This is a genomic window from Streptomyces sp. NPDC051020, from assembly GCF_040683105.1.
In the GTDB taxonomy this organism is placed as follows: domain Bacteria; phylum Actinomycetota; class Actinomycetes; order Streptomycetales; family Streptomycetaceae; genus Streptomyces.
The window spans coordinates 18633-40231 of sequence record NZ_JBFBCG010000052.1; the positions used below are offsets into that span (position 1 = coordinate 18633).

General features: G+C 69.8%; 22 protein-coding genes. 13 read left to right on the forward strand and 9 right to left on the reverse strand.

What is annotated here, in order from left to right:
* Nucleotides 1-85 precede the first annotated feature (85 nt).
* The 6 genes from AB0N06_RS25620 (at nt 86) to AB0N06_RS25645 (ending at nt 5512) form a co-directional block, all read left to right on the forward strand.
* Complete coding sequence (locus AB0N06_RS25620) at nt 86-1315, forward strand: sensor histidine kinase (RefSeq protein ID WP_366137013.1); 1230 nt, start codon at nt 86-88, stop codon at nt 1313-1315.
* Complete coding sequence (locus tag AB0N06_RS25625; RefSeq protein WP_366137014.1) at nt 1303-1962, forward strand: response regulator transcription factor; 660 nt, start codon at nt 1303-1305, stop codon at nt 1960-1962. The genes AB0N06_RS25620 and AB0N06_RS25625 overlap by 13 nt, the downstream gene beginning before the upstream one ends.
* Before the next feature lie 466 nt (nt 1963-2428).
* Complete coding sequence (locus tag AB0N06_RS25630) at nt 2429-2860, forward strand: hypothetical protein (protein WP_366137015.1); 432 nt, start codon at nt 2429-2431, stop codon at nt 2858-2860.
* Nucleotides 2861-2943: 83 nt separating this feature from the next.
* Nucleotides 2944-3690, forward strand: a complete 747-nt coding sequence (locus tag AB0N06_RS25635) for an ABC transporter ATP-binding protein (protein ID WP_366137016.1) — start codon at nt 2944-2946, stop codon at nt 3688-3690.
* Complete coding sequence (locus AB0N06_RS25640) at nt 3687-4940, forward strand: hypothetical protein (protein WP_366137017.1); 1254 nt, start codon at nt 3687-3689, stop codon at nt 4938-4940. Before AB0N06_RS25635 ends, AB0N06_RS25640 begins: the two co-directional genes overlap by 4 nt.
* Entirely contained in the window at nt 4937-5512 is a 576-nt protein-coding gene (locus AB0N06_RS25645) for a hypothetical protein (RefSeq protein ID WP_366137018.1), read from the forward strand. Before AB0N06_RS25640 ends, AB0N06_RS25645 begins: the two co-directional genes overlap by 4 nt.
* 70 nt (nt 5513-5582) lie before the next feature.
* On the opposite strand, the gene AB0N06_RS25650 is transcribed toward AB0N06_RS25645, so the two are convergent.
* Nucleotides 5583-5972 (reverse strand): VOC family protein, encoded by a 390-nt coding sequence (locus AB0N06_RS25650; RefSeq protein WP_366137019.1) that lies wholly within the window; start codon nt 5970-5972, stop codon nt 5583-5585.
* 90 nt (nt 5973-6062) lie between these two features.
* Here AB0N06_RS25650 and AB0N06_RS25655 point away from each other — a divergent pair, with 90 nt between their 5' ends.
* Together AB0N06_RS25655 and AB0N06_RS25660 are read left to right on the forward strand one after the other, a co-directional pair.
* Nucleotides 6063-6698, forward strand: a complete 636-nt coding sequence (locus AB0N06_RS25655; protein ID WP_366137020.1) for a nucleoside/nucleotide kinase family protein — start codon at nt 6063-6065, stop codon at nt 6696-6698.
* A gap of 71 nt (nt 6699-6769) precedes the next feature.
* Complete coding sequence (locus AB0N06_RS25660; protein WP_366137021.1) at nt 6770-7897, forward strand: aminopeptidase P family protein; 1128 nt, start codon at nt 6770-6772, stop codon at nt 7895-7897.
* A gap of 466 nt (nt 7898-8363) precedes the next feature.
* Here AB0N06_RS25660 and AB0N06_RS25665 read toward each other — a convergent pair whose 3' ends face one another.
* On the reverse strand, nt 8364-8960 hold the full coding sequence (locus tag AB0N06_RS25665) for a TlpA disulfide reductase family protein (RefSeq protein WP_366137022.1): 597 nt from the start codon (nt 8958-8960) through the stop codon (nt 8364-8366).
* Between the two features lie 150 nt (nt 8961-9110).
* Nucleotides 9111-10871: a malto-oligosyltrehalose trehalohydrolase gene (gene treZ / locus AB0N06_RS25670; protein WP_366137023.1), complete on the reverse strand. Its 1761-nt coding sequence runs from the start codon at nt 10869-10871 to the stop codon at nt 9111-9113.
* 157 nt (nt 10872-11028) lie between these two features.
* Between treZ and AB0N06_RS25675 the strand changes: the two genes are divergently transcribed.
* On the forward strand, nt 11029-12399 hold the full coding sequence (locus AB0N06_RS25675) for a GH1 family beta-glucosidase (RefSeq protein ID WP_366137024.1): 1371 nt from the start codon (nt 11029-11031) through the stop codon (nt 12397-12399).
* A gap of 5 nt (nt 12400-12404) precedes the next feature.
* Here the strand turns inward: AB0N06_RS25675 and AB0N06_RS25680 are convergent, their stop codons facing one another.
* Entirely contained in the window at nt 12405-13631 is a 1227-nt protein-coding gene (locus tag AB0N06_RS25680) for an MFS transporter (protein WP_366137025.1), read from the reverse strand.
* Between the two features lie 109 nt (nt 13632-13740).
* Between AB0N06_RS25680 and AB0N06_RS25685 the strand changes: the two genes are divergently transcribed.
* Nucleotides 13741-14871: an alpha-L-fucosidase gene (locus tag AB0N06_RS25685; RefSeq protein WP_366137026.1), complete on the forward strand. Its 1131-nt coding sequence runs from the start codon at nt 13741-13743 to the stop codon at nt 14869-14871.
* Here AB0N06_RS25685 and AB0N06_RS25690 read toward each other — a convergent pair.
* The 4 genes from AB0N06_RS25690 to AB0N06_RS25705 form a co-directional block, all read right to left on the reverse strand.
* The gene (locus AB0N06_RS25690; RefSeq protein WP_366137027.1) at nt 14843-15754 is read right to left on the reverse strand and encodes a GNAT family N-acetyltransferase; all 912 of its coding nucleotides are present in this window, start codon (nt 15752-15754) and stop codon (nt 14843-14845) included. The genes AB0N06_RS25685 and AB0N06_RS25690 overlap by 29 nt on opposite strands.
* Nucleotides 15755-16112: 358 nt before the next feature.
* Nucleotides 16113-16634, reverse strand: coding sequence for a DivIVA domain-containing protein (locus AB0N06_RS25695; protein ID WP_366137028.1), 522 nt, complete (start codon nt 16632-16634; stop codon nt 16113-16115).
* Nucleotides 16635-16683: 49 nt separating this feature from the next.
* The gene (locus tag AB0N06_RS25700; protein WP_366137029.1) at nt 16684-17790 is read right to left on the reverse strand and encodes a globin domain-containing protein; all 1107 of its coding nucleotides are present in this window, start codon (nt 17788-17790) and stop codon (nt 16684-16686) included.
* 89 nt (nt 17791-17879) lie between these two features.
* Nucleotides 17880-18293, reverse strand: a complete 414-nt coding sequence (locus AB0N06_RS25705) for a globin family protein (protein ID WP_366137030.1) — start codon at nt 18291-18293, stop codon at nt 17880-17882.
* Between the two features lie 270 nt (nt 18294-18563).
* Here AB0N06_RS25705 and AB0N06_RS25710 point away from each other — a divergent pair, with 270 nt between their 5' ends.
* Complete coding sequence (locus AB0N06_RS25710; protein ID WP_366137031.1) at nt 18564-19244, forward strand: DUF429 domain-containing protein; 681 nt, start codon at nt 18564-18566, stop codon at nt 19242-19244.
* Nucleotides 19245-19667: 423 nt separating this feature from the next.
* Nucleotides 19668-20261, forward strand: a complete 594-nt coding sequence (locus AB0N06_RS25715) for a DUF1707 and FHA domain-containing protein (protein WP_266980132.1) — start codon at nt 19668-19670, stop codon at nt 20259-20261.
* A gap of 13 nt (nt 20262-20274) precedes the next feature.
* Here the strand turns inward: AB0N06_RS25715 and AB0N06_RS25720 are convergent, their stop codons facing one another.
* Nucleotides 20275-20478 (reverse strand): hypothetical protein, encoded by a 204-nt coding sequence (locus AB0N06_RS25720; protein ID WP_366137048.1) that lies wholly within the window; start codon nt 20476-20478, stop codon nt 20275-20277.
* Between the two features lie 95 nt (nt 20479-20573).
* Here AB0N06_RS25720 and AB0N06_RS25725 point away from each other — a divergent pair, with 95 nt between their 5' ends.
* Nucleotides 20574-21581: a cytochrome P450 gene (locus AB0N06_RS25725; protein WP_366137032.1), complete on the forward strand. Its 1008-nt coding sequence runs from the start codon at nt 20574-20576 to the stop codon at nt 21579-21581.
* Nucleotides 21582-21599 lie beyond the last annotated feature (18 nt).

Genomic DNA, 21599 nt, shown 5'->3' on the forward strand with positions numbered 1-21599 from the left:
CGGAACGGGGGTACAGCCAGCTCCACCATGAGCCGGGGACGGGCCCCACTCCGCAGTCGGGAGGGCCCCCGTAACGTGACCTGACATGAGCACCGATCCCGCCCCGCTGACAGTCGCCATCCGGCGTTCGTGGGATGCCTCGCGCTATCTGTTCATCGGCGTTCCGGTGGCACTGCTCGCCTACATGGGTGCGTTCCTGGTGGTCGCCGTCCTGATGTTCGCCGCCGTGATCATCGGGCTGCCCGCCCTGCCGGAGGCCGCCACACTGCTGCGGCGCTTCGCGGACTTCGAGCGCCGCCGGTCCGCCGCGCGGCTCGGGGTGCCGTTCCGCCCGGCGCAGTATCTTCCGCTGGACGGCGGGGAACTGTCCGAGCGGGTCCGCCGAGTCCTCACCGACCCCGCGACCTGGCGCGACGCGCTCTGGCTGCCGGTCCAGGCGCTCCTCGGCAACGGACTCGCCTATCTCACCATGATCCTGTGGCCGATCGGTCTCTTCGTGGACGGGGCCGCACTGACCGTCGTCCACGCCCTGGACCGGCGCACCGCCGACGAGTACGGCACACCGCTTCCCGAGCGGCAGGGCTGGGTACTGCGCTGGCACCCCGTGCTCGCGGACCTGGCGGCGAGCTGGTCCCGTTCGCTGCTGACCTCGTCGCACTCCGCCGAGCTCGGCGACCGGATCGCGCAGCTGACGGAGAGCCGGGCCGGTGCCGTCGAGGCGCACGGCGCCGAACTGCGCCGCATCGAAAGGGATCTGCACGACGGAGCCCAGGCCAGGATCGTCGCCCTGTCGATGCGCATCGGGCTCGCCAAGCAGCTCCTCGACCGCGACCCGACCGCCGCGCGCATCCGCCTTGACGAGGCCCAGGACGGCGCGGAGGCGGCCCTCGCGGAGCTGCGGCACGTGGTCCGCGGCATCCATCCGCCCGTGCTGACGGACCGTGGACTGGCCGGTGCGGTACGGGCGCTGGCCGCCGATGTCGCCGTACCCGTCACCGCGGACCTCGACGGTGTCGAGGACGGGCGGCGGCTCCCGGCCGCCATCGAGGCGGCCGCGTACTTCGTGGTCGCCGAGGCGCTCACCAACATCAGCAAGCACAGCGGCGCGACGGCCGCCACGGTCCGGATCGGCCGGGGCCCCGACACCTTGCGCGTGGTCATCGGGGACGATGGACACGGCGGCGCGGACGAACGCGCCGGCAGCGGCCTGGTGGGGATCAGGCGGCGGGTCGCCGCACTGGACGGCACCACCCGCATCAGCAGCCCCACCGGAGGGCCGACGGACATCGAAGTGGAGCTGCCGTGCGGATCGTGATCGCCGAGGACAACGCCTTGCTGCGGGAGGGCCTGATCCTGCTGCTCACCAGTTCGGGCCACGAGGTGGTGGCCGACGCGGCCACCGGGCCCGAGATCCTTCCCGCCCTGCTGAAGCACCGGCCGGACGCCGCCGTCCTCGACGTACGGCTGCCGCCGACGTTCCGGGACGAGGGCCTGCGCGCCGCCATCGCAGCCCGCGCGGAGCTGCCCGAGCTGCCGATCCTCGTCCTGTCCCAGTACGTCGAGGAGACCTACGCCGCCGAGCTGCTTGCCCAGGGCGCCCAGGGCATCGGCTACCTCCTCAAGGACCGGGTCGGCCGGGTCGACCAGTTCCTGGAGGCCCTCGACCGGGTGGCGGCAGGCGGCACGGCCCTCGACCCGGAGGTCGTGACCCAGTTGCTGACCCGCAGGTCGTCCGCCGAGCCGCTGCAGAGCCTCACCCCGCGCGAACGCGAGGTGCTGGAACTGATGGCCCAGGGCAAGGCGAACGGCACCATCGCCGCCGAACTCGTCGTCACGGAGAGGGCGGTGAGCAAGCACATCGGCTCGATCTTCGCCAAGCTCGGTCTGGAGCCGGACGACGGCGCGGTGCACCGGCGGGTGCTCGCCGTACTCGCGTACCTGGAGGGCCGGGCGAACCGCTGAACACCCCGCCCGGCCGCCCGGCCCGACGGGTCCGGACCGGCTCAGCGAACGCCTGGACGTCCACGCCCTGGAGCTCGCGGAACTGCGCGTCGAGGCCGACCAGTTCCAGGCCGCGGCCACCGCCGCCCGCTGTACGTACATGACCGCCCTCGACCGGTGGATCAAGGCACCGCTCGGGCCCGACGGGGGGAGCCCGCTCGGATGGAGCGAACCCGCCTGGTGCTGTGGCGACTTGTCTGCCCTGCTGTTCGTGCAAACCCTCACAGAGTGCCCTGTCAGGGGGTTGGGACCGTACTCAGCGGAATACGGAACGACGCACTCCGGGCTGACAGTGCACCCTATGCCGCTAACGATCATGGTGCGGAAATGGTCAATGGTTGGCCGAAAGTGGCGCCGCTATTGATCAAAGATTGATCAGAATTATATCTTCTCGATCATCTCGTTACGCCAACTCCAAAGAGTGCACATGAGATTTGCAGATCTGGCTGCCCTGCGTGAGCCCAGCCGTCGCATAGGCACCGTTGTGCTCGGTGCCGTCGCCGTGCTCGGCGTTATCGCCGCGCCCGCCCAGGCGTCGAGCTGGTCCAGCTCTCTGACGGGCGCTGGTCCGGGCTTCGAGTCCCGTCGCTGGGCCGACAGCGGCGGGACCACCAACATCAAGTTCACCGGCTGCAGTGATGACTACAGCAACAAGGGCGTCAACGTCCTCCTCCGTAAGGACACTCTCGGGCCGGACCCGTACTACGTGAACGCTTACTTCACCAACTGTTTCGCCAGCAGCACGTCAACCTCTTCCGGTACGTGGGCCGACCACGGCTCCGGCAACTACTACTTTGCCGTTAACGATGCCCTTGTGGGCGTGCACGTCTGGGTCAAGTCGCTGACCGTTACGTACTAAGCGCCTTCCCTCTCCCCCGGGGCGCGCCCGCATAGCCTGTGCGCACCCGGGGGAGAGCCCTTTTTCTGCTCCGAGGGACCCTCATGCCCCTGCACTACCAGTCCTGCACCTTCCGTTACGGCCGAAGGTCACGTCCGGTCCTCGACCGGCTGGACCTGGCGTTCTCACCCGGCCACACCGTCCTTCTCGGCCCCAATGGCGCGGGCAAGAGCACCCTGCTCTCCCTCGGTGCCAGCGCCTCGATTTCGCATTCGGGACGCATCCAGTACGGGGAACTTGATCCGGCCAACCGCACACACACGCGGGCCTACCGAAGCAAGGTTTCCTGGCTGCCGCAGCATCCCGGGTTCCTTCCCGGGATGACGTGCAGAGAGCATGTGGCCTATGTGGGCTGGCTCAAGGGCATGCGGGAACGTGACGCCTGGCACGCCGCGACGGAGGCGATCGAACGAGTCGGTCTCACCGAAAAGATCAACAGCAAAATCAAGACACTGTCCGGTGGCCAGCAGCAGCGGATCGCTCTTGCACAGGCGCTCGTCCATGATGCCGAACTACTGCTTCTTGACGAGCCAACCGTCGGGCTCGACCCGCATCAGCGGCGCCGGTTCCTCGACTTGCTGATTTCGCTGCGCGGCAAGGTCCATGTGATCGTCTCCACTCACGACATCGGCGACCTCGACGAGGCGTTCGACGAGGTTGTGGTCCTTGAATCGGGGAAACCGAGGTTCAGGGGTACGGTTAAGGATTTCGTCGGCCACGCTGCCCCGGACTGTGCGCCGGGCCGACGCCTGGAGAGCGCCTACGCGTCGCTCCTGGAGGCGGCCGAATGATTACCTGGGCAAATCTCCGTGCCTCGGCCGCACCGTGGCTGGTGCTTCCCATCTTGTTGTACGCAGGTCTGTACATCGACGACGCCACTTTCACCGCACCATCGAGGTACGGGGTTGAGTCCGGTGAACTGGCCGCCCACGCCATCGCGGTCATCGCCCCGGCAGTGGCCGCAGCTGCCGCGTGGGAGGCGGGCCGCCACCGCCTGCTGGGCGCTTTGAGCACCACCGGCCAACGCAGTGCGGTACGGCAGCTCTTGCGGGCTGTCACCCCGGTCCTGATTCTGCTGCTCGTCCTCGTCACCGGGGCGCTCGTGATGGCCTACCAGGCGGTAGGCGTGTTGCCCGAGGGGGCCGGGTGGCTCGCTGTAACGCACCTGATCGTGCTTTCCCTCGGTTGGCTGATCATCGGCTGGTGCCTCGGACTCATCATGCCCAGGAGTATCGCGGCACCCGCTGCCGGAATCGGCAGCTGGGCGTGGCTCTCCATGCCGCACGCGACGTCCAACCCCTGGGTGCGTCACCTGGGTGGCTTCATCGACGGGCAGTCGACCGTCACCGATGTGCTCACCCCGGCTGTTTATCTAGTGCCGTGGGGTGTTGTTACTGGCCTGGCCCTCGCGTTCTGGGTTCTGGCCCGGATGCGCCAACGCGCCTGGGCGGTGGCTGTTGCCATTGCCGTGGCGGCAGTCACCTTCACCGCCGGCCGCGCTTTGGTGATCGACTGGGGCTACCGGAACCCCACAAGCCCCCGCAGCGTCGTTATGGCCTGTACCGGTCAAGCGCCGAGGGTGTGTGTACCGCCGGAGTACGAGCCTTACGCCCAACAGTTGCGGGAAGACGCCCTGGCGCCGATCAAACGGCTGAAGGATGCTGAAATAACTGTCCCGGAAGAGCTGCGCGTCACCTCCGCGAAGGTTCCGCTCAAGCCGGGCACGTGGCCGTTGAACTGGTCGCTGCCTCCGCGCGGCGGTGGCCAAGACCCCGCCCAGTACGCTGCAGACCTGGCGGAATCGGCAGTAACCGGGACAGCCGCGCTCGCCGGTGTGGACGACTGCCGACAGCCGGGCTCGCCCGCCGCCGCCTGGGCTGCCCTGGTGGTCGGATTGGACGAAAAGGGTGTACAGGCAGCGCTGCCCCCTACGGAATGGGCGGCACTCCAAAAGATCCGCCAGCTTCCCGCCGAAGAGCAGGCCGACTGGTTCACCAAGACAGCCGCGAGCCAAAAGCACTGCAGCAAGGCCCTCTCATGAACCGCTATGCGATCACTGTGCGCCACTGGTGGGCCGCCCCCGTGGCGCTCGCCCTGCTCGTCGTGGTCTGCTGGACGGTGGGGGCAAGCGAAGTCCCTGTCCCCAGCCTGGCCAGCGGCATGGGAAGCGCCCAACTCGCCTACTTCACTCCCGTCCTGATCGTCATCGCCGTCATGTACTGCCTGGAACGGCAGCTACATGAAGCCGAGACCACAGCGGTCCTACCCGTCCGCCGGTTCGATCAGGGCGCCGTCATTCTCACTGCGGCCCTCGCGCACGCGGCCGGACTGGTGGTGGGGATGGACATCGCCCGCAACGTCACTCTCCTTCTCGCACTCGCGCTCCTCACACGCCGCCTCGCCAACGAAGCCACGGCAGCAGGAGCCGGGTTGATGTTCCTCATCATCAACCTCATCCTCGGCCGCGCCTACAACCCCGATGGCTACACAACCCACACCTGGTGGGCCGTTGCCCTCTACTCTTCCGACAGCATGACTGCGTGGCTGGTTGCGGTTGCCCTGTTCGTACTCGCACTCCTGCTGGCATTCTCGCGGACGTCAGCTTCTCGCTGATGTCTCCACCATGTGGAATGCGCGGAAGGTGGCCACTGGCAACGTTCCCGCGAGGCGGGAAACCCGTAGTTCACGCGGGCTGGAGCAGGTCCCAGCGGTTGCCGTACAGGTCCTCGAAGACCACGACCGAGCCGTACGGTTCGTGGCGTGGCTCCTCCAGGAACCGCACTCCGGCCGCCAGCATCCGTGCGTGGTCGGCCGCGAAGTCCTCGGTGTGCAGGAAGAAGCCGACCCGGCCGCCGGTCTGCGCGCCGACGGAGGCCCTCTGGCCCTCGTCCTTGGCGCGGGCCAGCAGCAGCCCCGTACCCGCCGCGGCGCCGCGCGGGCGGACGACGACCCAGCGGGATCCGTCCCCGCGGTCGGTGTCCTCGACGAGTTCGAAGCCCAGGGCGTCCGTGTAGAAGGAGAGGGCCTCGTCGTAGTCGCGGACGACCAGGGTGACCAGGGCGATGTGGGACATGGCGGTTCCTCGGGGGTGCGGAGCTGGGTCAACGGGCTAGTTATACGTAACACTATCGAGGATGCCGCCCCTGCCGGGACAATGCCCCGTATGCACCTGAGTGACGTCGGTGAACTGTCGGCCCGCGCCCGCCGGCTCGCCACCCCCGGCCATCGCCGCATACTCGGCATCGCGGGGCCACCCGGAGCCGGGAAGTCCACCCTCGCCGCCCAACTCGTCGACGCGCTGGCCGGGTTCGCCGTCCTCGTCCCGATGGACGGCTTCCACCTGGCCCGCGCCGAGCTGGACCGGCTGGGCCGCGCCGACCGCAAGGGCGCCCCCGACACGTTCGACGCCGCCGGGTACGCAGCCCTGCTCCGACGCCTGCGCACGCCCGGGGAGGAGGGGCCCGTCTACGCTCCGGCCTTCGACCGTACCCTGGAGGAGCCGATCGCCGGGGCCGTCCCCGTACCACCGCACATCCCGCTCGTCGTCACCGAAGGCAATTACCTGCTCCACGACGACGGCCCCTGGGCGCCGGTGCGCGGGCTGCTCGACGAGGTCTGGTTCCTGGACCTCGACCCGGACGTACGGGTGCGCAGGCTCGTCGACCGCCATGTGCGGTTCGGCAAGCCCCGGCCGTACGCGGAGCGCTGGGTGGCCGGGTCCGACGAAACCAATGCCCGGCTCGTCGACCGTGGCCGGGACCGCGCCGACCTCGTCGTACGGCTGCGCCCAGCGTCCTGACCCCCCACTCGCGGCGACTGCCGCCGCCGGGCAGGATGCTGTATGCCATATCGCATCGCCAGGAGGTCCGCATGTCCAGCGAGAACCAGCCCGTGCCGTTCACCGCCGACGACTACCGGGCGAGGATGGAGCGGGCCGCCGAGTCCGCCGCCGAGGCGGGGCTTGCGGGTGTCCTCGTCGCACCGGGCCCGGACCTCGTCCACCTCACCGGCTACCACCCCGTGAACACCGAACGCCTCACCCTCCTCGTCCTCAGGGCGGGCCAGGACCCGGTCCTCGTCGTTCCCACTCTGGAGGCACCGGACGCCGAGGAGGCCGTCGGCTCCCCGGCGCTGACCCTGCGCGACTGGACCGACGGCAAGGACCCGTACGCCGTGACCGCCCCGCTGCTCGACGCGGCCGGCCGGTTCGGAGTCAGCGACAACGCCTGGGCGATGCACCTGCTCGGGCTGCAGAATTTCCTTCCCGGCACGTCGTACGTCTCCCTCACCGAAGCCCTGCCGATGCTGCGGGCGGTCAAGGACGCTGCCGAGCTGGAGCGGCTCGCGGCAGCGGGGGCCGCAGCCGACGCCACGTACGAGGACATCCTGAAGGTCCGCTTCGCCGGCCGCAAGGAGACCGACGTCGCCGCCGATCTCGCCGCGCTGCTCAAGCAGTTCGGGCACTCGCAGGTCGACTTCACCGTCGTCGGCTCCGGGCCCAACGGCGCCAACCCACACCACGAGGCGGGCGACCGCACCATCGAGCGCGGCGACATGGTGGTGCTGGACTTCGGCGGCCTCAAGCACGGCTACGGCTCCGACACCTCGCGCACGGTCCATGTCGGCGAACCCAGCACCGAGGAGCAGCGGGTGCACGACATCGTGCGGGAGGCGCAGGAGGCCGGCTGCCGCGCGGTCCGGCCCGGGGTCGCCTGCCAGGAGATCGAACGGGCGGCCCGCGCCGTCATCACCGAGTTCGGCTACGGCGAGCGCTTCATCCACCGCACCGGCCACGGCATCGGCGTCACCACCCATGAGCCCCCGTACATGATCGAGGGCGAGGAGCAGCCGCTGGTGCCCGGGATGTGCTTCTCCGTGGAGCCCGGCATCTATCTGCCGGGCCGGTTCGGCGTCCGTATCGAGGACATCGTGACCGTCACGGAGGACGGCGGGCGTCGGCTCAACACCACCGCGCGCGAGCTGGCGATCGTCGAATAGCCGGGCCGGGAAGAGCGTTCAGCTCCGTTATGTTTTTTTGCGGTCCTGCAACGGGACCGCCGACCTCCGGGCCCGGCATGACTGTTGCCCCCTGTCGAAGGCATGACCTGGGGGTGTCACCGGGCCCGGGAGGTTGGAGACGCTGATGAGAGGTCCGGCCACCGTTTGGTCCGGTGCAATGCCGGGCAGTTTCGCGGGCGACACGTCTGCATGACGTGGATGCGCGTACGACACCACTGCCGAGGCCGGCACCGCCAACTCCCTTTGGGAAGGGCGCGATGTTCGAAACCGATGACGTGAACGCCTTCCTCTGCCTGGACGTTGGCGAGACCGCCCATCACGGCCTCAGCTGAGCCGGACTCGGCCGTGTATGCCTGAAAGTGGTTCGCGAGGCGGTTCAGGGGCGCGACGCCGGCGTGGGGCCGATCGATTCGAGTGGGGGATTGCGATCGAGGGGTCGGTTGATTTAGTTCTCCTTGATCAGGGGGTCAATCATCTTGTGCAGTTTGTTGTCGTCGATTGAACTGAGCGCCCTGGCTGCTATCTTTCCATTTCGGTCCAGAATGACAGTGAATGGAAGGGACTGAGGGTTCAGTGTGCCCTTGGGGAATCCTGACAGGAGCAGTTTTCCAACCGGGTCGTACAGGCTCGGGTATGCCATATCGAAGTCGTCTTCAAAGGCCTTGGACAGACTCTTGTTGCCGTCACGGGCGTTGATGCCAACGAATTCGACACCCTTGGTCTTCATTTCCTTGGCGACCTTGTTGAAGTATGGTGCTTCGGCCCGGCAGGGTGGGCACCACGAACCCCAGGCATTGATCACGACGACCTTGCCTTGGAAGTCGGCGACGTCGAGGTGCCTGCCTTGAAGGGTCTCGCCCTTGATCAGGCCGACAGGCTTCCTCTCTCCCTTGGCAACCGTTGAGATGCCGTCCGTGCTCGTTACGTAATTCGTCTGACCACCGCCTCCGGACTTGCCGCTGCCACAGGCGGACAGAGCCGGCGAGCCAAGAGTGACGATTGCGGTCAGTGCGACGGCACGGGAGACGGGCCTGAGAATCATGTGAAGAGCTTCCCATGAGCCGTAAAGAAGAAGTCCTCTCAGGTCGGGGCTCCCGGCTCCCGGCTCCCGTCTCGCGGTCGGTACGTCGTACGGCAGCGGTCGGCACCCTCCGACGGTGCAGATGAGGGTGCCACCCGCTTCCGCGGCCCTTCAGTCGTCGGCGAGCACCACGCACGACTCGGGCGGCAGATGCAGCAGCCCGTCCGTGCCCGGCGTCTCCACCGGCTCCCAGGCGGCCAGCACCCTGCCCCCGCTGTTCCGGTTCCGCCCGACGCCGAGCGGGATCGTGGCCGGCTTCTCGTCGAGGTTGACCGCGATCCGCAGATCGCCCCTGCGACAGGCCAGCCAGCGCGCCTGCTCGTCGAAGGCCGTCTTCACCGATGCCAGATCCGGGTCGGACAGGTCGGGCAGGGTACGGCGCAGTGCGATCAGTTCGCGGTACCAGGCCTGGATGCGGGCGTGCGGTTCGCGTTCCGGTTCGGTCCAGTCCAGACAGGAGCGGTCGCGAGTGGCCGGGTCCTGCGGGTCCGGGATGTCGTCCGCCGCCCAGCCGTGCGCCGCGAACTCCCGGCGCCTGCCGCTGCGTACTGCTTCGGCGAGCGCCGGGTCGGTGTGGTCGGTGAAGAACTGCCAGGGGGTACGGGCGCCCCACTCCTCGCCCATGAACAGCATCGGGGTGAACGGTCCGGTCAGCACGAGCGCCGCCGCGCAGGCCAGCAGCCCGGGGGAGAGGGAGGCGGAGAGCCGGTCGCCGAGTGCCCGGTTGCCGATCTGGTCATGGGTCTGCGCATAGCCGACGAAGCGGGTGGCCGCGGTGCGGGCGATGTCGACGGGGCGGCCGTGGGTGCGCCCGCGGAAGCCGGAGTACGTGCCGTTGTGGAAGAAGGCGCTGGTCACGGTCTTGGCGAGGGCGGTCAGTGGGGCGGCGGCGAAATCGGCGTAGTAGCCCTGGGACTCGCCGGTCAGCGCCGTGTGCAGAGCGTGGTGGAAGTCGTCGTTCCACTGGGCGTGCAGCCCGATGCCGCCCGCCGCGCGCGGCGTGGTCGTACGCGGGTCGCAGAGGTCCGACTCGGCGATCAGCGGCAGCGGACGGCCGAGCTCCGCGGCGAGCGCGTCGACCGCCGCGGACAGCTCCTCCAGGAAGGTCAGCGCCCGGGTGTCGGCGAGGGCGTGGACTGCGTCGAGCCGCAGTCCGTCGAGCCGGTAGTCGCGCAGCCAGGCGAGCGCGCTGCCCAGCAGATACGCGCGGACCTCGTCCGATCCCGCCGCGTCGAGGTTGACCGCGGCGCCCCACGGCGTGTGGTGGGTCTCGGTGAAGTACGGGCCGAAGGCGGGCAGGTGATTGCCGGACGGTCCCAGGTGGTTGTGGACCACGTCGAGGACCACCGCAAGACCGAGCCCGTGCGCCGTGTCGACAAAGCGCTTCAGTCCCTCGGGGCCGCCGTACGGTTCGTGCACGGCCCACAGCGACACCCCTTCGTACCCCCACCCGTGCCTGCCGGGGAATGGGCAGACGGGCATCAGCGACACATGGGTGACGCCCAGCTCGGCGAGGTGCGGCAGCCGCGCCGCGGCGGCTTCGAAGGTGCCCTCCTCGGTGTACGTGCCGACATGCAGCTCGTACAGGACGGCGCCCGGCAGCCCCCTGCCCGCCCACTCGGTGCGCCAGGCGTACGCCTCCTGGTCGACGACGGCGCTCTCGCCGTCCGGGCCGTCCGGCTGGCGGCGCGAGCGCGGATCGGGCAGCACGGGGCCGTCGTCGAGGACGAAGCCGTACCGGTCCCCGTCCACGGCCTCCGCCTCGGCCGTCCACCAGCCCGTCCGTGCCGGGTCGCGTTCCATCGGCCGCAGTTCGCCCGCCAGCCGCAGGCCGACCGAATCCGCCTCCGGTGCCCATACCTCGAACAGCATGCGTCGCTCCTCGTCTCCTCGTTCCGGCCCCATGGTCGGCAGAAGTCGGGATCACCGGCCCACGACACTGGATCGAGCCCGTTACTGGCGATTAAGGTCTGGTTCTGATCATTGCCCTGCCAGGTTCTGCTCATTCGTACGGCTGATGGAGGCCGAGATGACCGTGCCGACGTTCCCGCCGGGATTCCTCTGGGGAGCCTCCGCCTCCGCCTTCCAGACCGAAGGAGCAGCCGACACCGACGGCAAGGGCCCCTCCGGCTGGGACGCCTTCGCCGCCCAGCCGGGACGGATCAAGGACGGCACCGACACCACCCGCGGCACCGGCTTCCACGAGCACTACCGCGAGGACGTCGCCCTGCTGGCCGGCCTAGGCGCCGACGCCTTCCGGTTCTCCGTCAGCTGGCCGCGCGTGGTGCCGGACGGCAGCGGACCCGTCAACCCGGCCGGGCTCGACTTCTACGACCGGCTCGTCGACGAGCTCTGCGCCCACGGCATCACCCCGGCCCCCACCCTCTACCACTGGGACACCCCGCTGCCGCTCGACGAGGCGGGCGGCTGGCTCAACCGGGACACCGCCTACCGCTTCGCCGAATACGCGGGCATCGTCGCCGAACGGCTCGCCGACCGCGTACCCATGTGGATCACCATCAACGAACCCGCCGAAGTCACCATGCTCGGCTACGCACTCGGCGAGCACGCCCCCGGCCGCACCCTCCTCTTCGACGCCCTGCCCGCCGCCCACCACCAGCTCCTCGCCCACGGGCTCGGCGTCCGCGCGCTCCGGGGCGCGGGCGCCACCAACATCGGCATCGCCGTCTCGCACACCCCCGTCTGGACCGCGGGCGACTCCGAAGAGGACCGTCTCGGCGCCGATTTGTACGACACGATCACCAACTGGATGTTCGCCGATCCGATCCTCGCCGGGCGCTACCCCGACGCGAACATCGCCGCGCTGATGCCGGGACCCGTCGAGGACGACCTCCGGACGATCTCCACCCCACTCGACTGGTACGGGGTCAACTACTACAACCCCACCCTCGTCGGGGCCCCCAGGGCGGAGGCCCTCGACACCTTCTCCGGCTTCGAGATGCCCGCCGAACTCCCCTTCGGCATCCGCGAGATCGAGGGGTACGAGACGACCGACTTCGGCTGGCCCGTCGTCCCCGACGGACTGCGCGAGACCCTCGTCCAGCTGCGTGACCGCTACGGCGACAGGCTTCCGCCGCTCTACATCACCGAGAACGGCTGCGCCGTCGACGAGGCCGTCACCGACACCCGCCGGATCGCCTTCCTCGAGGGCCACCTGGGCGCGCTGCGCACGGCGATCGACCAAGGCGTCGATGTCCGTGGGTACTTCACCTGGTCGCTGACCGACAACGTCGAGTGGATCGAGGGCGCCAGCAAGCGCTTCGGACTCGTCCACATCGACTACGAGACGCTGCGCCGGACGCCCAAGGAGTCCTACGCCTGGTACCGCGACGTCATCCGCAGCCAGAAGGCGGCCGGCACCGCGGAGTCAGCCGACTGACCGGATCAGCCGACCGATCGGATCCGCCACACCAGCACCCCACCCACCACCGTCACCGCGGTGGACGCCAGATACAGCCCCGCATAGCCCCCCGCGTACGCCACGATCGGCGCGGCCAGCGCCGGACCGAGCACCTGCGGCGCGGAGTTGGCGATGTTGATGACCCCCAGGTCCTTCGCCCGGTCCTCGGCCGCCGGCAGGACCTGGGTGATCAGCGCCTGGTCGACCGCCACATAGATCCCGTAGCCCAGCCCGAGCAGCACGGCCGCGCCCATCGCCACCGGCCAGGTGTGCCAGAACGTCAGCAGCAGCGACCCGGCTGCCATCACCATCGAACACGCGCTGACCATCATTTTCCGCTTGCCCAGCCGGTCCGAGACGATCCCGCCCGCCACCGCCGTCACCACCACACCACCGGTGTACAACAGCGTCAGGTACAGCACACCCAGGTCCGGATCCGGGTAGTGCACCGCGTCCTTCAGGAAATACAGCAGATAGAGCGTGCCGATCGCATTGCCCAGCTGGACCAGGAACCGGGTCAGCCACGCCCAGCCGAAGTCCGGATGCAGCCGCGGACTCACCCAGAAGTCCTTCAGCCGTACCGCGGCCATCGGCGCTCCCGACGGATCCGGATCGCGGGTCAGCAGGACGAACGGAAGCGGGCACAGCACCACCAGCCCCGCCAGCAGCAGGTATCCGCCACCGATCCCGGTCACCACCACCGACACCAGGAGCACCCCGAGAACGAGCCCCAGCGTCTGCGGTATCCCGATGTACCCCGACACCGCCGCCCGCTGCCGCACCGGCACCTGGTCCGGCACCACCGCGTTCGTGCCCGCCAGCATCGCGTTCAGCCCCAGCTGCGCCAGACACCAGCCGAGCGCCACCCCGACGACCGTCGTCTGCGCCGCCGTCACCACCAGACCGGCCGCGCCGACCAGCGCACCACCCACGATCCACGGGCGGCGGCGGCCGAACCTGCCGCCCGTCCGGTCCGACAGCGCACCCGCGAGCGGGTTGGCGACCACGGCGACCAGCGCCCCGACGCCGGTCGCCCAGCCGAGCGCGACCTCTTTGCCGGACGAGGTCAGATCGTCGATCTGCTCGGCGAGCAGCACCTGGATCGGGGTGAGGAAGGCCATGTACAGACCCAGGTTGGCCAGCACCAGACCGCCGATCCAGCCGCCGCCCACCCGGGACCGCGGTTCCGTGCGGGTGTCCTCCACGGTCATCGGCCGCTCGCCATCAGCTCGGTGGTACCCGCAGGGCCTTTCCTTCGGATCAGGCCGGGGGGTGCCCGGATCTTACGAACGGCCCCCTCAATGATCAATACTTCGCGCCATGGTTGCTTCATGGTGGTCCCAGGCCCAGCTGGGGATCTTTGTGCACTGGACACCCGCGTCCGTACCGGGCTGGGCCCCGCCCTACGTCCCCGCCGACGAGCTGCCCCTCGCCGGCCGTCGGACGCCGCTCGGCTGGACCTCGTACGCCGAGTGGTACGAGAACGCGCTCCGCTTCCCCGGCAGCCCCGTCTCCGCCCACCACCGGGCGACTTACGGCACCCGGCCGTACACCGACTTCGGCAACGACTTCAACGACGGCCTGGACGGCTGGGACCCGGCGGCCTGGGCCCGCAGCTTCCGCGCTGCCGGCGCCCGCTACGCCGTCCTCGTCACCAAGCACCACGACGGGTTCTGCCTCTGGCCCTCCGAGGTCCGCAACCCGCACCGAACCGGCTGGCACACCACCCGCGACGTGGTCGGCGAGTTCGCCGAAGCGGTCCGCGCCGAAGGGCTGCGGTTCGGGGTCTACTACTCCGGCGGGCTCGACTGGACCTTCGACGACCGGCCCATCGGCACCGGCGCGGACACCGTCTGCGCCGTGCCGCGCGGCGACTACCTCGCGTACGCCGACGCCCAGATGCGCGAACTGATACGCCGCTACCGGCCCGACATCCTGTGGAACGACATCGCCTGGCCCGGCTCGCGCACCGACGTCCAGCGGCTCATCGAGTACTTCCGCTTCACCGTCCCGCACGGCGTCGTCAACGACCGGCTGTTTCCCTGTGCGCCGATGTGGCGCGGCCTCCACCTGCCGGGCGCCAAGGCCCTGTACGACCGGTGGGAGCGCCGCACGATCGCGCAGGGCGAGGGGTTCGTGCCGCGCAAGCCCCCGTACTACGACTTCCGCACCCCCGAGTTCGCCCGTTACACCGGCCCGGACCCGTACGAGATCACCCGGGGCATCGACCACAGCTTCGGCTACAACCGGAACTCCCCGCCCGACGCCTTCCTCAGCCGCCCCGCGCTGACCTCACTGGTCACACAGACCGCGGCCGCGGGCGGGAATCTGCTGCTCAATGTGGGGCCGCGCGGCGAGGATGCGACCATCCCCGCCGAGCAGCAGCTCCGCCTGGACTGGCTGGCGGAGCTCACCCCGAACCTCACACCAGATGGATGCGTTCCTGACTGACCGGATGGCCCGCCCGGGCGAACGCGGCCGCCATCGGCGCATTGCCCTGATCGGTGGCGCCCGCGATGAACTCGGCGCCCTCGGCGGCCAGGAAGTGCGTGCACTCGACGAGCAGGTCGTACCCGTAGCCGTGGCCCCGCTGCTCGGGTACGACCCCGATGAAGCCGATGCACGGCCCGCCCGGGTTGCGGGCGGGCACATGGAGTCCGGCCACCTCGCCCTCGGGCGTGTACGCCAGCTGCCACCAGGAGCGCGGCGAGGGGCACCAGTGGAAGAAGTCGAGCTCTTCCTGAGCCGCCTGCTCCAGTCCGCCGGGTCCCTCGATGGCCCGGCGGGCGTGCGCGTCCAGCGTGACGGAGTGGACCCGGCGCAGCACGTCGAGGATCACCGCGTCGTCCGGCTCCGGCCGGAAGGTGAGCCGGCCGGGCCGCTCGGGCAGCCCGCACTCCGGCGTCCAGTGGTACCGGTACCGCTCGACCAGCGGCGTCATCCCGGCCGCGCGGGCGGCGGCGATCCTGGCCTCGGCGGCGGCCGCGACATCGGGCCGGTCCCGCCAGCCGGCGGGCAGGATCAGCTCGTACTCGGCGTACAGCGGTGACTGCCGCAGCAGTTCGGTGCCCGCCTGGTCCTCGCCGTCGGCGAAGTCGAACCAGTTGAGCGTGACGGGTGCGGTGTCCTCGGGCCCCGACCACCAGGCGGCCCTGGCCACCACGACACCGCCGCGCTCGGCGATCCAGGTCCACTCGGGGCGGTACTCACCACCCTCGCGCACGGTGGCATAGCTGTGCCCGAAGGCGGCGCGGCCGACGAGACCGTGGTCGGGCAAGGTGCGGAAAAGCTGTGCGTCGCTCTCGGTGAGCGCGCGGATGACCAGATCGGTCATGGAAGAGTCCTCCGGAAGAAGCGATGCGCTCCCGGTCAGACCGAAACCGAAACCGCCCGGCGAACGGGACGGGAGCGCGGGAATGAAGTGGTACTCGTACGCACTGTTCTCGCCTCCTTCCTCGATCTTCGGGCGGATGGCCACCGTAACCGGCCCTGCGGTGGCCCGTCCACCGGATTAGCTTGACTCTGTCGGCCATGGAGCTGGACGATCCCGGATTCCGCCACAGTGTCCTGGCCGACTTCCGTGACCGTCTCGGCCAGGGCGATCGTGACGGACATACGATTTGCAGGAGCTCTGAACTCTCCGTTGGGTGGGCGCCCCGTGCTGGGCGGCAGACCGGGTTTGAGTGTGCCGGTCAGGTGCCATGCGGGGTGGCGGTAGTGGACGGGGGCGAGGAGGTGTGGGCGTGTTTGGTGGCGTACTGTTCCGCGGTGACGGTCAGTGACTGCGCGATCTGCCGCAGGTAGGATATGAGCTGCTCGGTCTCTTCTTGGTCGCCGTCGGCTGCCTGATTGCCCTGTTCCGACATCTGCTGCAGGAGCGCCTCGGCCTGTGCCCTGGCGGCCCGCACCATGTTGCGGGCCTGTTCGCGGGCCGCGGAGACGGTCTGCTCGGCCGACTGCTGGGCGCGGGCCTGCTGCAGTACGGCGTCCACCGTCGGCACCCCGGTGGCGCCGCTGCCGTCGCCGATGTTGTTCGCCCGGATCCAGTCCCGGTGGCGCTGCATGTCCGTCCGCAGCCGGTCGTTCTCCTCCGCCAGCGCGGTGAGAGTCGCCGCGCAGCGGCGCAGGGCGTCGTCCACCGCCTCTTCGCTGTAGCCGCGACGGGTCAGGGGGGCGCGGGGGAAGGTCATCGACCGCAGTGACTCGGGCGTCACGCGGTGCTCCTCCGGATGGTGTTCTCCTGTCTCGTTCATGTGTCTCCGATCACCGAGCGTCTTCGAAGTGCAGCAGGTCATGGGGAATGCCTGCGTCCGCCAGATCGCGCACTGTCGCGGAGACCATGGCCGGCGAGCCGCAGACGTAGAAGGAGCATCCACTCCACGTGGCGGCGCGCAGGACCGGGCCGGCGAGGCTGCGGTTGTCGACGGTGCCGGCGTCCGCGCCGACCAGCGGCGTGATCCGAAGCCACGGGTGGGCCTGGGCCAGTTGCCTCAGCGCGGGCAGGTCGTACAGGCCGTGGGTGTCGCGTGCCCCGACGAACAGGTCCACCCGGCGCTGACGACCGTGCCGGGCGATCTCTTCGACCAGGGCGCGCAGCGGGGCCAGGCCGGTGCCCCCGGCGATCAGCACCAGATCCCGGCCGTCGGACGGCCGGAGCGTGAGCCTGTCGCCGACCGGAGCTCCGAGGCGCAGCACGTCACCTTGTCGCAGCCCGTACACCAGAGCCGGGCTGACCAGGCCGCCATCGACGGCGCGCACGTGCAACTCGACGGTCCTGTCGGCGCGCTGTGGGTTGGCCGGGGTGAAGGACCGCCAGGTGCTCGGCAGCATCGGGGCTTCCACCATCACGGACTGCCCGGCCAGGTAGGCCATCTGCTGGTCCAAGCGCAGCGTGAGGACCGCGATGTCAAAGCCGCGTTGCTCATGCCGCACCACCTCGGCATTCCACCACGCCGGATTCACCACGCCGTCGGCCTCAGCGGCCTGAACCATGGTGCGGGCCACCAGGGTGTAGGCCTCGGTCCAGCCGCGCTGCAGTTCCGGGGTCCACGCCTCGCCCAGGAAGTAAGCCAGCGTGGCCAGCAGCGCTTGTCCCACCGCCTCGTAGTGCTGCACCACCACCTGGAACCTGCGGTGGTCGCGGCCCAGTTGCTGCAGGTACGGAACGAGCCGGTCCGGATCATCCGCTTCCGCGACGATCCGGCCCAGGGCGGCGACGAGCCGATCGCGTTGCGCCCCCATGGCTACCGGGAACATCGGCCGGACCTCCGGCGCAATGAGGAATAGGTAGGAGTAGAAGTACCGCGGCACCTCGTCCCCCGACTTGCCGACCAGGGCGAAGGAATCTCTCAGCGCCTGTGAATCGCTCACGTCCGCCCTCCGGTGGCTGACATCAGGGGTAACTCCAAACAATCGGGAGCCGGTCGGCGGCTCGTCCCGCGGAGCCGCTGGCGGCTGCGTCAGCTCGAGGGGGCCTCGCCCGCCGCGACCATGGTGCTGCTGATCACGCCGTAGACCGCCGTCCAGGACTCCTCGACGGCCGGTGTCCACGCATCGCCCGCGTAATGGCGCAAGGTGGCGATCAGGCTGGCCCCCACGGCCGGGTAGTGCTCGGCCAGCACTCCGTATCCCGCATGGCGCCGACCCAGGTTCTGCAGCATGCCTATCAGCGTGTCGGTGTTCTCCAGGTTGGCAACCAGGGCACCCAGGGCCGCCCACAGGCGGTCGCGCTGCTCGTCGAGGTGAGCGGCGAACAGGGGGCGCACACCGGGATGGTGGGCGAACAGGTGGTCGTAGAAATACGCGGTCACCTGCGAGCCGTGGGGCTGAACAGCCGCGAAGCTGCTCCGGATCAGTGAGAGGTCTGCGGTCATGGCGGCCGACTGTAGCCAGAGGCGCGCGGGCCGAACAAGTTGAAAGATTTCTGTAACAATATCGTCAAGAGACTGACTGCGGTGGTACACACGGACAGGCCCTGGCGGGCACCCGAGTGCAGGGGAGTCCCCGAGGTCAAGGGAGCCGACCGAGGGACTGACCGGCTGCGGGAGGAGAACGGCGGCCGCGCAAGGCGGAGGCGGAGTGAGATGTGGAGCGCGAGACCCTGCGCCGGACAGCTTTCGGTCCGAGTCGGTGTGGGGGGTGGGATGGACGTCCTGGGAATCGACGCTTGCGGCAAGCAGGGGTGGGTGGGGATCCGGCTCACGGACGGCGCATACGCGGGGAGCCTGGTGGCCGTATCCCTCGATACGCTGATCGAGCGTGCCGGCGCGGTGGAGACAGTCGCGGTGGACATGCCGCTGGGTCTTGTCGAGAAGGGCTGGCGTGCCGCTGATCTCGCGGCCAAGGCGCTGCTGGGGACGCGACGCAGCAGCGTTTTCCTCATCGCGCCAAGGCCCGCATGGCAGGAACCTGATTATGTGGCGGCCGCGAACCGGTGCCAGGAGCTCACCGGGAGTCGGCTGAGCCAGCAGGCGTGGGCGCTGGCACCGAAACTTTTCGAGGCTCGCGCGTGCTGGCTTGCCGATGAGCGCATCCACGAGGTGCACCCCGAGCTGTCCTTCTATTCCTTGGCCGGCGGGGTGCCACTGATGTACGCCAAGAAGACCTGGCGCGGCCAGAACCTGCGCCGGGCACTGCTGGCCGAGTCCGGACTCGTGCTCCCTGACGAGCTTGGAGAGGCCAATCGGATCGCCGTGGACGATGTACTCGACGCCGCTGCCGCCGCCTGGTCGGCACATCGGATCGCGCTCGGGATCGCAGAGCGGGTTCCCACGGTGCCCGAGCCGGACGCGGAGGGCCGCCGCCTCATCGAGATTCGATACTGACTCAGGGCTGTCCCGCAGTCCCTGGCGGGACAGCGCGCGGCGTCAGATGCGGTGCATCGCAAGGCGGAGGGGCGTCCGCACACTGGATGTATTCGGACGTTCCGGCAACGCGGCGAGGTGCCGTAGCTGTCGTCGTGCGCCGGCCAGGGATTACGGGACAGCCCTTAGTCCCAGACCATGTTGAACGCGCGCTCGAAAGTGAGCGGACGTATGGTCAGGGCCGTGGATACAGCGGTCACAGAGTCTCCCCGGGGTGCGTCCAGCCGTGCGGTGAGCACCGCACGGCACGCGGCGGCAGACAGTAGCAACGTTCCCCCCACACCCACCGCGAATATTCGGGCAGGTTCGTTCCGTGCTGGTCAGGCGGGCGGCAAGCGGAGTTGTTCTGGACACTCCGGGGCGGTCGCCCCGACAATTGACCCTGTGACGTCGTCCTTCGAGTTCCACACGTATCCCGCGCGGGTTTCCGATGCTCAGCGCGACCGTGTTCTCGGTGTGCTCAGAGAAGGCGCCGCGCAGGGCAGGCTCTCCCACGACACGTTCGTACGGCGCATGGAACTGGCCCTGGCCGCCCGCCGCCCGGAGGAACTGGCGGCACTCACCGCCGACCTGCGGAGCGAAGGCCGCTGGACGCAGGGGCTGTTCCGGGTGGTCGGCGAGGTGTCCGGATTCCCGGCCCGGCTACGCAGGGCCTGGCAGGCCGAGCGGCTGCCGAAACTGCTGCTGCCCGCCCCGAGCCCGTACCCCGTGTTCATCGGCCGCGATCCGGCGAACGGACTGCGCCTCACCCATGAGACCGTCTCGCGCAAGCATGCCGAACTCACCGTGCAGGGCGGCCGCTGGATCCTGCGCGACCTCGGCTCGACCAACGGCACGTGTGTGAACGGGCAGCGGGTGACCGGCGCGGTGTCGGTGCGCGACGGGGACCAGGTGAGCTTCGGCCGGATCACCTTCCGGCTGTCCGCGCCCGCACTCAAGCCGCCCGGGGCGCCGGGGCTTCCCGGGCGTCCGGCCTGAACCGGGACGTGGATCACGCCTGTTGGCGGAGGCCGCGTCCGACGAGGGCGAGGAAGTCCTCGCCGACCGCTTCCAAGCGTGTCGGGTGGGCGTGGACGCGGCGGGCCACGTCGGACGGTTCAGCGCCCCACCCGACGATCAGCTGACTCTCCCGGGTGCAGCTGACGTGGGCCGCGGCGGCGTTCGCGGAGCTGCTGCGGGCGACGGCCACCTTCACCCGAACGGCCGTACCTCCACTGCGCTGAGCGCTCCGCCGTGGTCCCCTTGGTTCATCCGCGCCGCGCAGCGGTGCACCGACCCCGGGGGGCAAGGATGCAGGCTGACGCGCCCGACGGCATACCCCCGCCCGCCTCGGACCTCGGTCGTCGTGCCGCCCGGCCCGGCACCGGCCCCAGCCTGCTCGCGCCCGGCGCCGCGCACGATCCGTACCGGCTCTACCGCGTGCTGCGCGAGGAGTACCCGCTCAGCTACGACGCCCCCTTCGGCGCCTGGCTGCTCAGTCGGCACGCCGATGTGTCGACAGCCCTCACCGACCCGCGGTTCACCGGCTTCCCGCACGAAGGCGAGCCCCGCGGCGGCCCCGCGCCGCGCGGGCTCTGCCACGGCAGCAGGCTCTGCCTGCCCCGGCCGCAGGACATCGCGCGGCCGGCGGCGACCGTGCCCCGCCACCTCTCCGAACGCGTCGAACGGACCGCCTACGTCCTCGCACACCGCATCGCGGGGCGGCAACAGGCCGATCTTGTCGAGGAGTTCTGCCGCTGGCTGCCGGTGGGCACCGCCGCCCCCAGTACCGCCCAGGAGCCGGCGCAGCCGCCCGGTCACCCCATCACCCCCTGCATCAGCCGGACCGGCCTCCGTGAGACGGCGCTCGCCTCCCTCCTCGCCAATCTGCTGGACGCCCCCGACCTCCTGGCCGCCCTGCGTATCGAACCCGCCCTCGCCCACCGCGCCTGGACCGAGTCGCTGCGCCGCGACCCGCCCGTGCAGGTCGTGCTGCGCCGCACCGTCGCCGAGGTGCAGGTCAGCGGCGGCACGCTCCCCGCCGGGGCGCCCGTCGCCTGTCTGATCGGCGCGGCGGGCCGCGACCCTGAGCGGTACGCCGCTCCCGACCTCTTCGACCCCTTCCGGCCTGACCAGAGCCGGTCCAGCGCAGGACCGGAGTCCTGTCCGGCCGTCCCGCTCGGGCGGCTGGAGGCCGAACAGGGGGTACGCGCCCTGCTCGACGCCATGCCCCGGCTCCGCTGGGCGGACGGATTCCGTCCGTCCAGTACCGGACTGCTCACCCGCGGCCCGCGGACCCTCCTCGTACGATCCGGCTGAGTGCCGGTCCTCGACCCG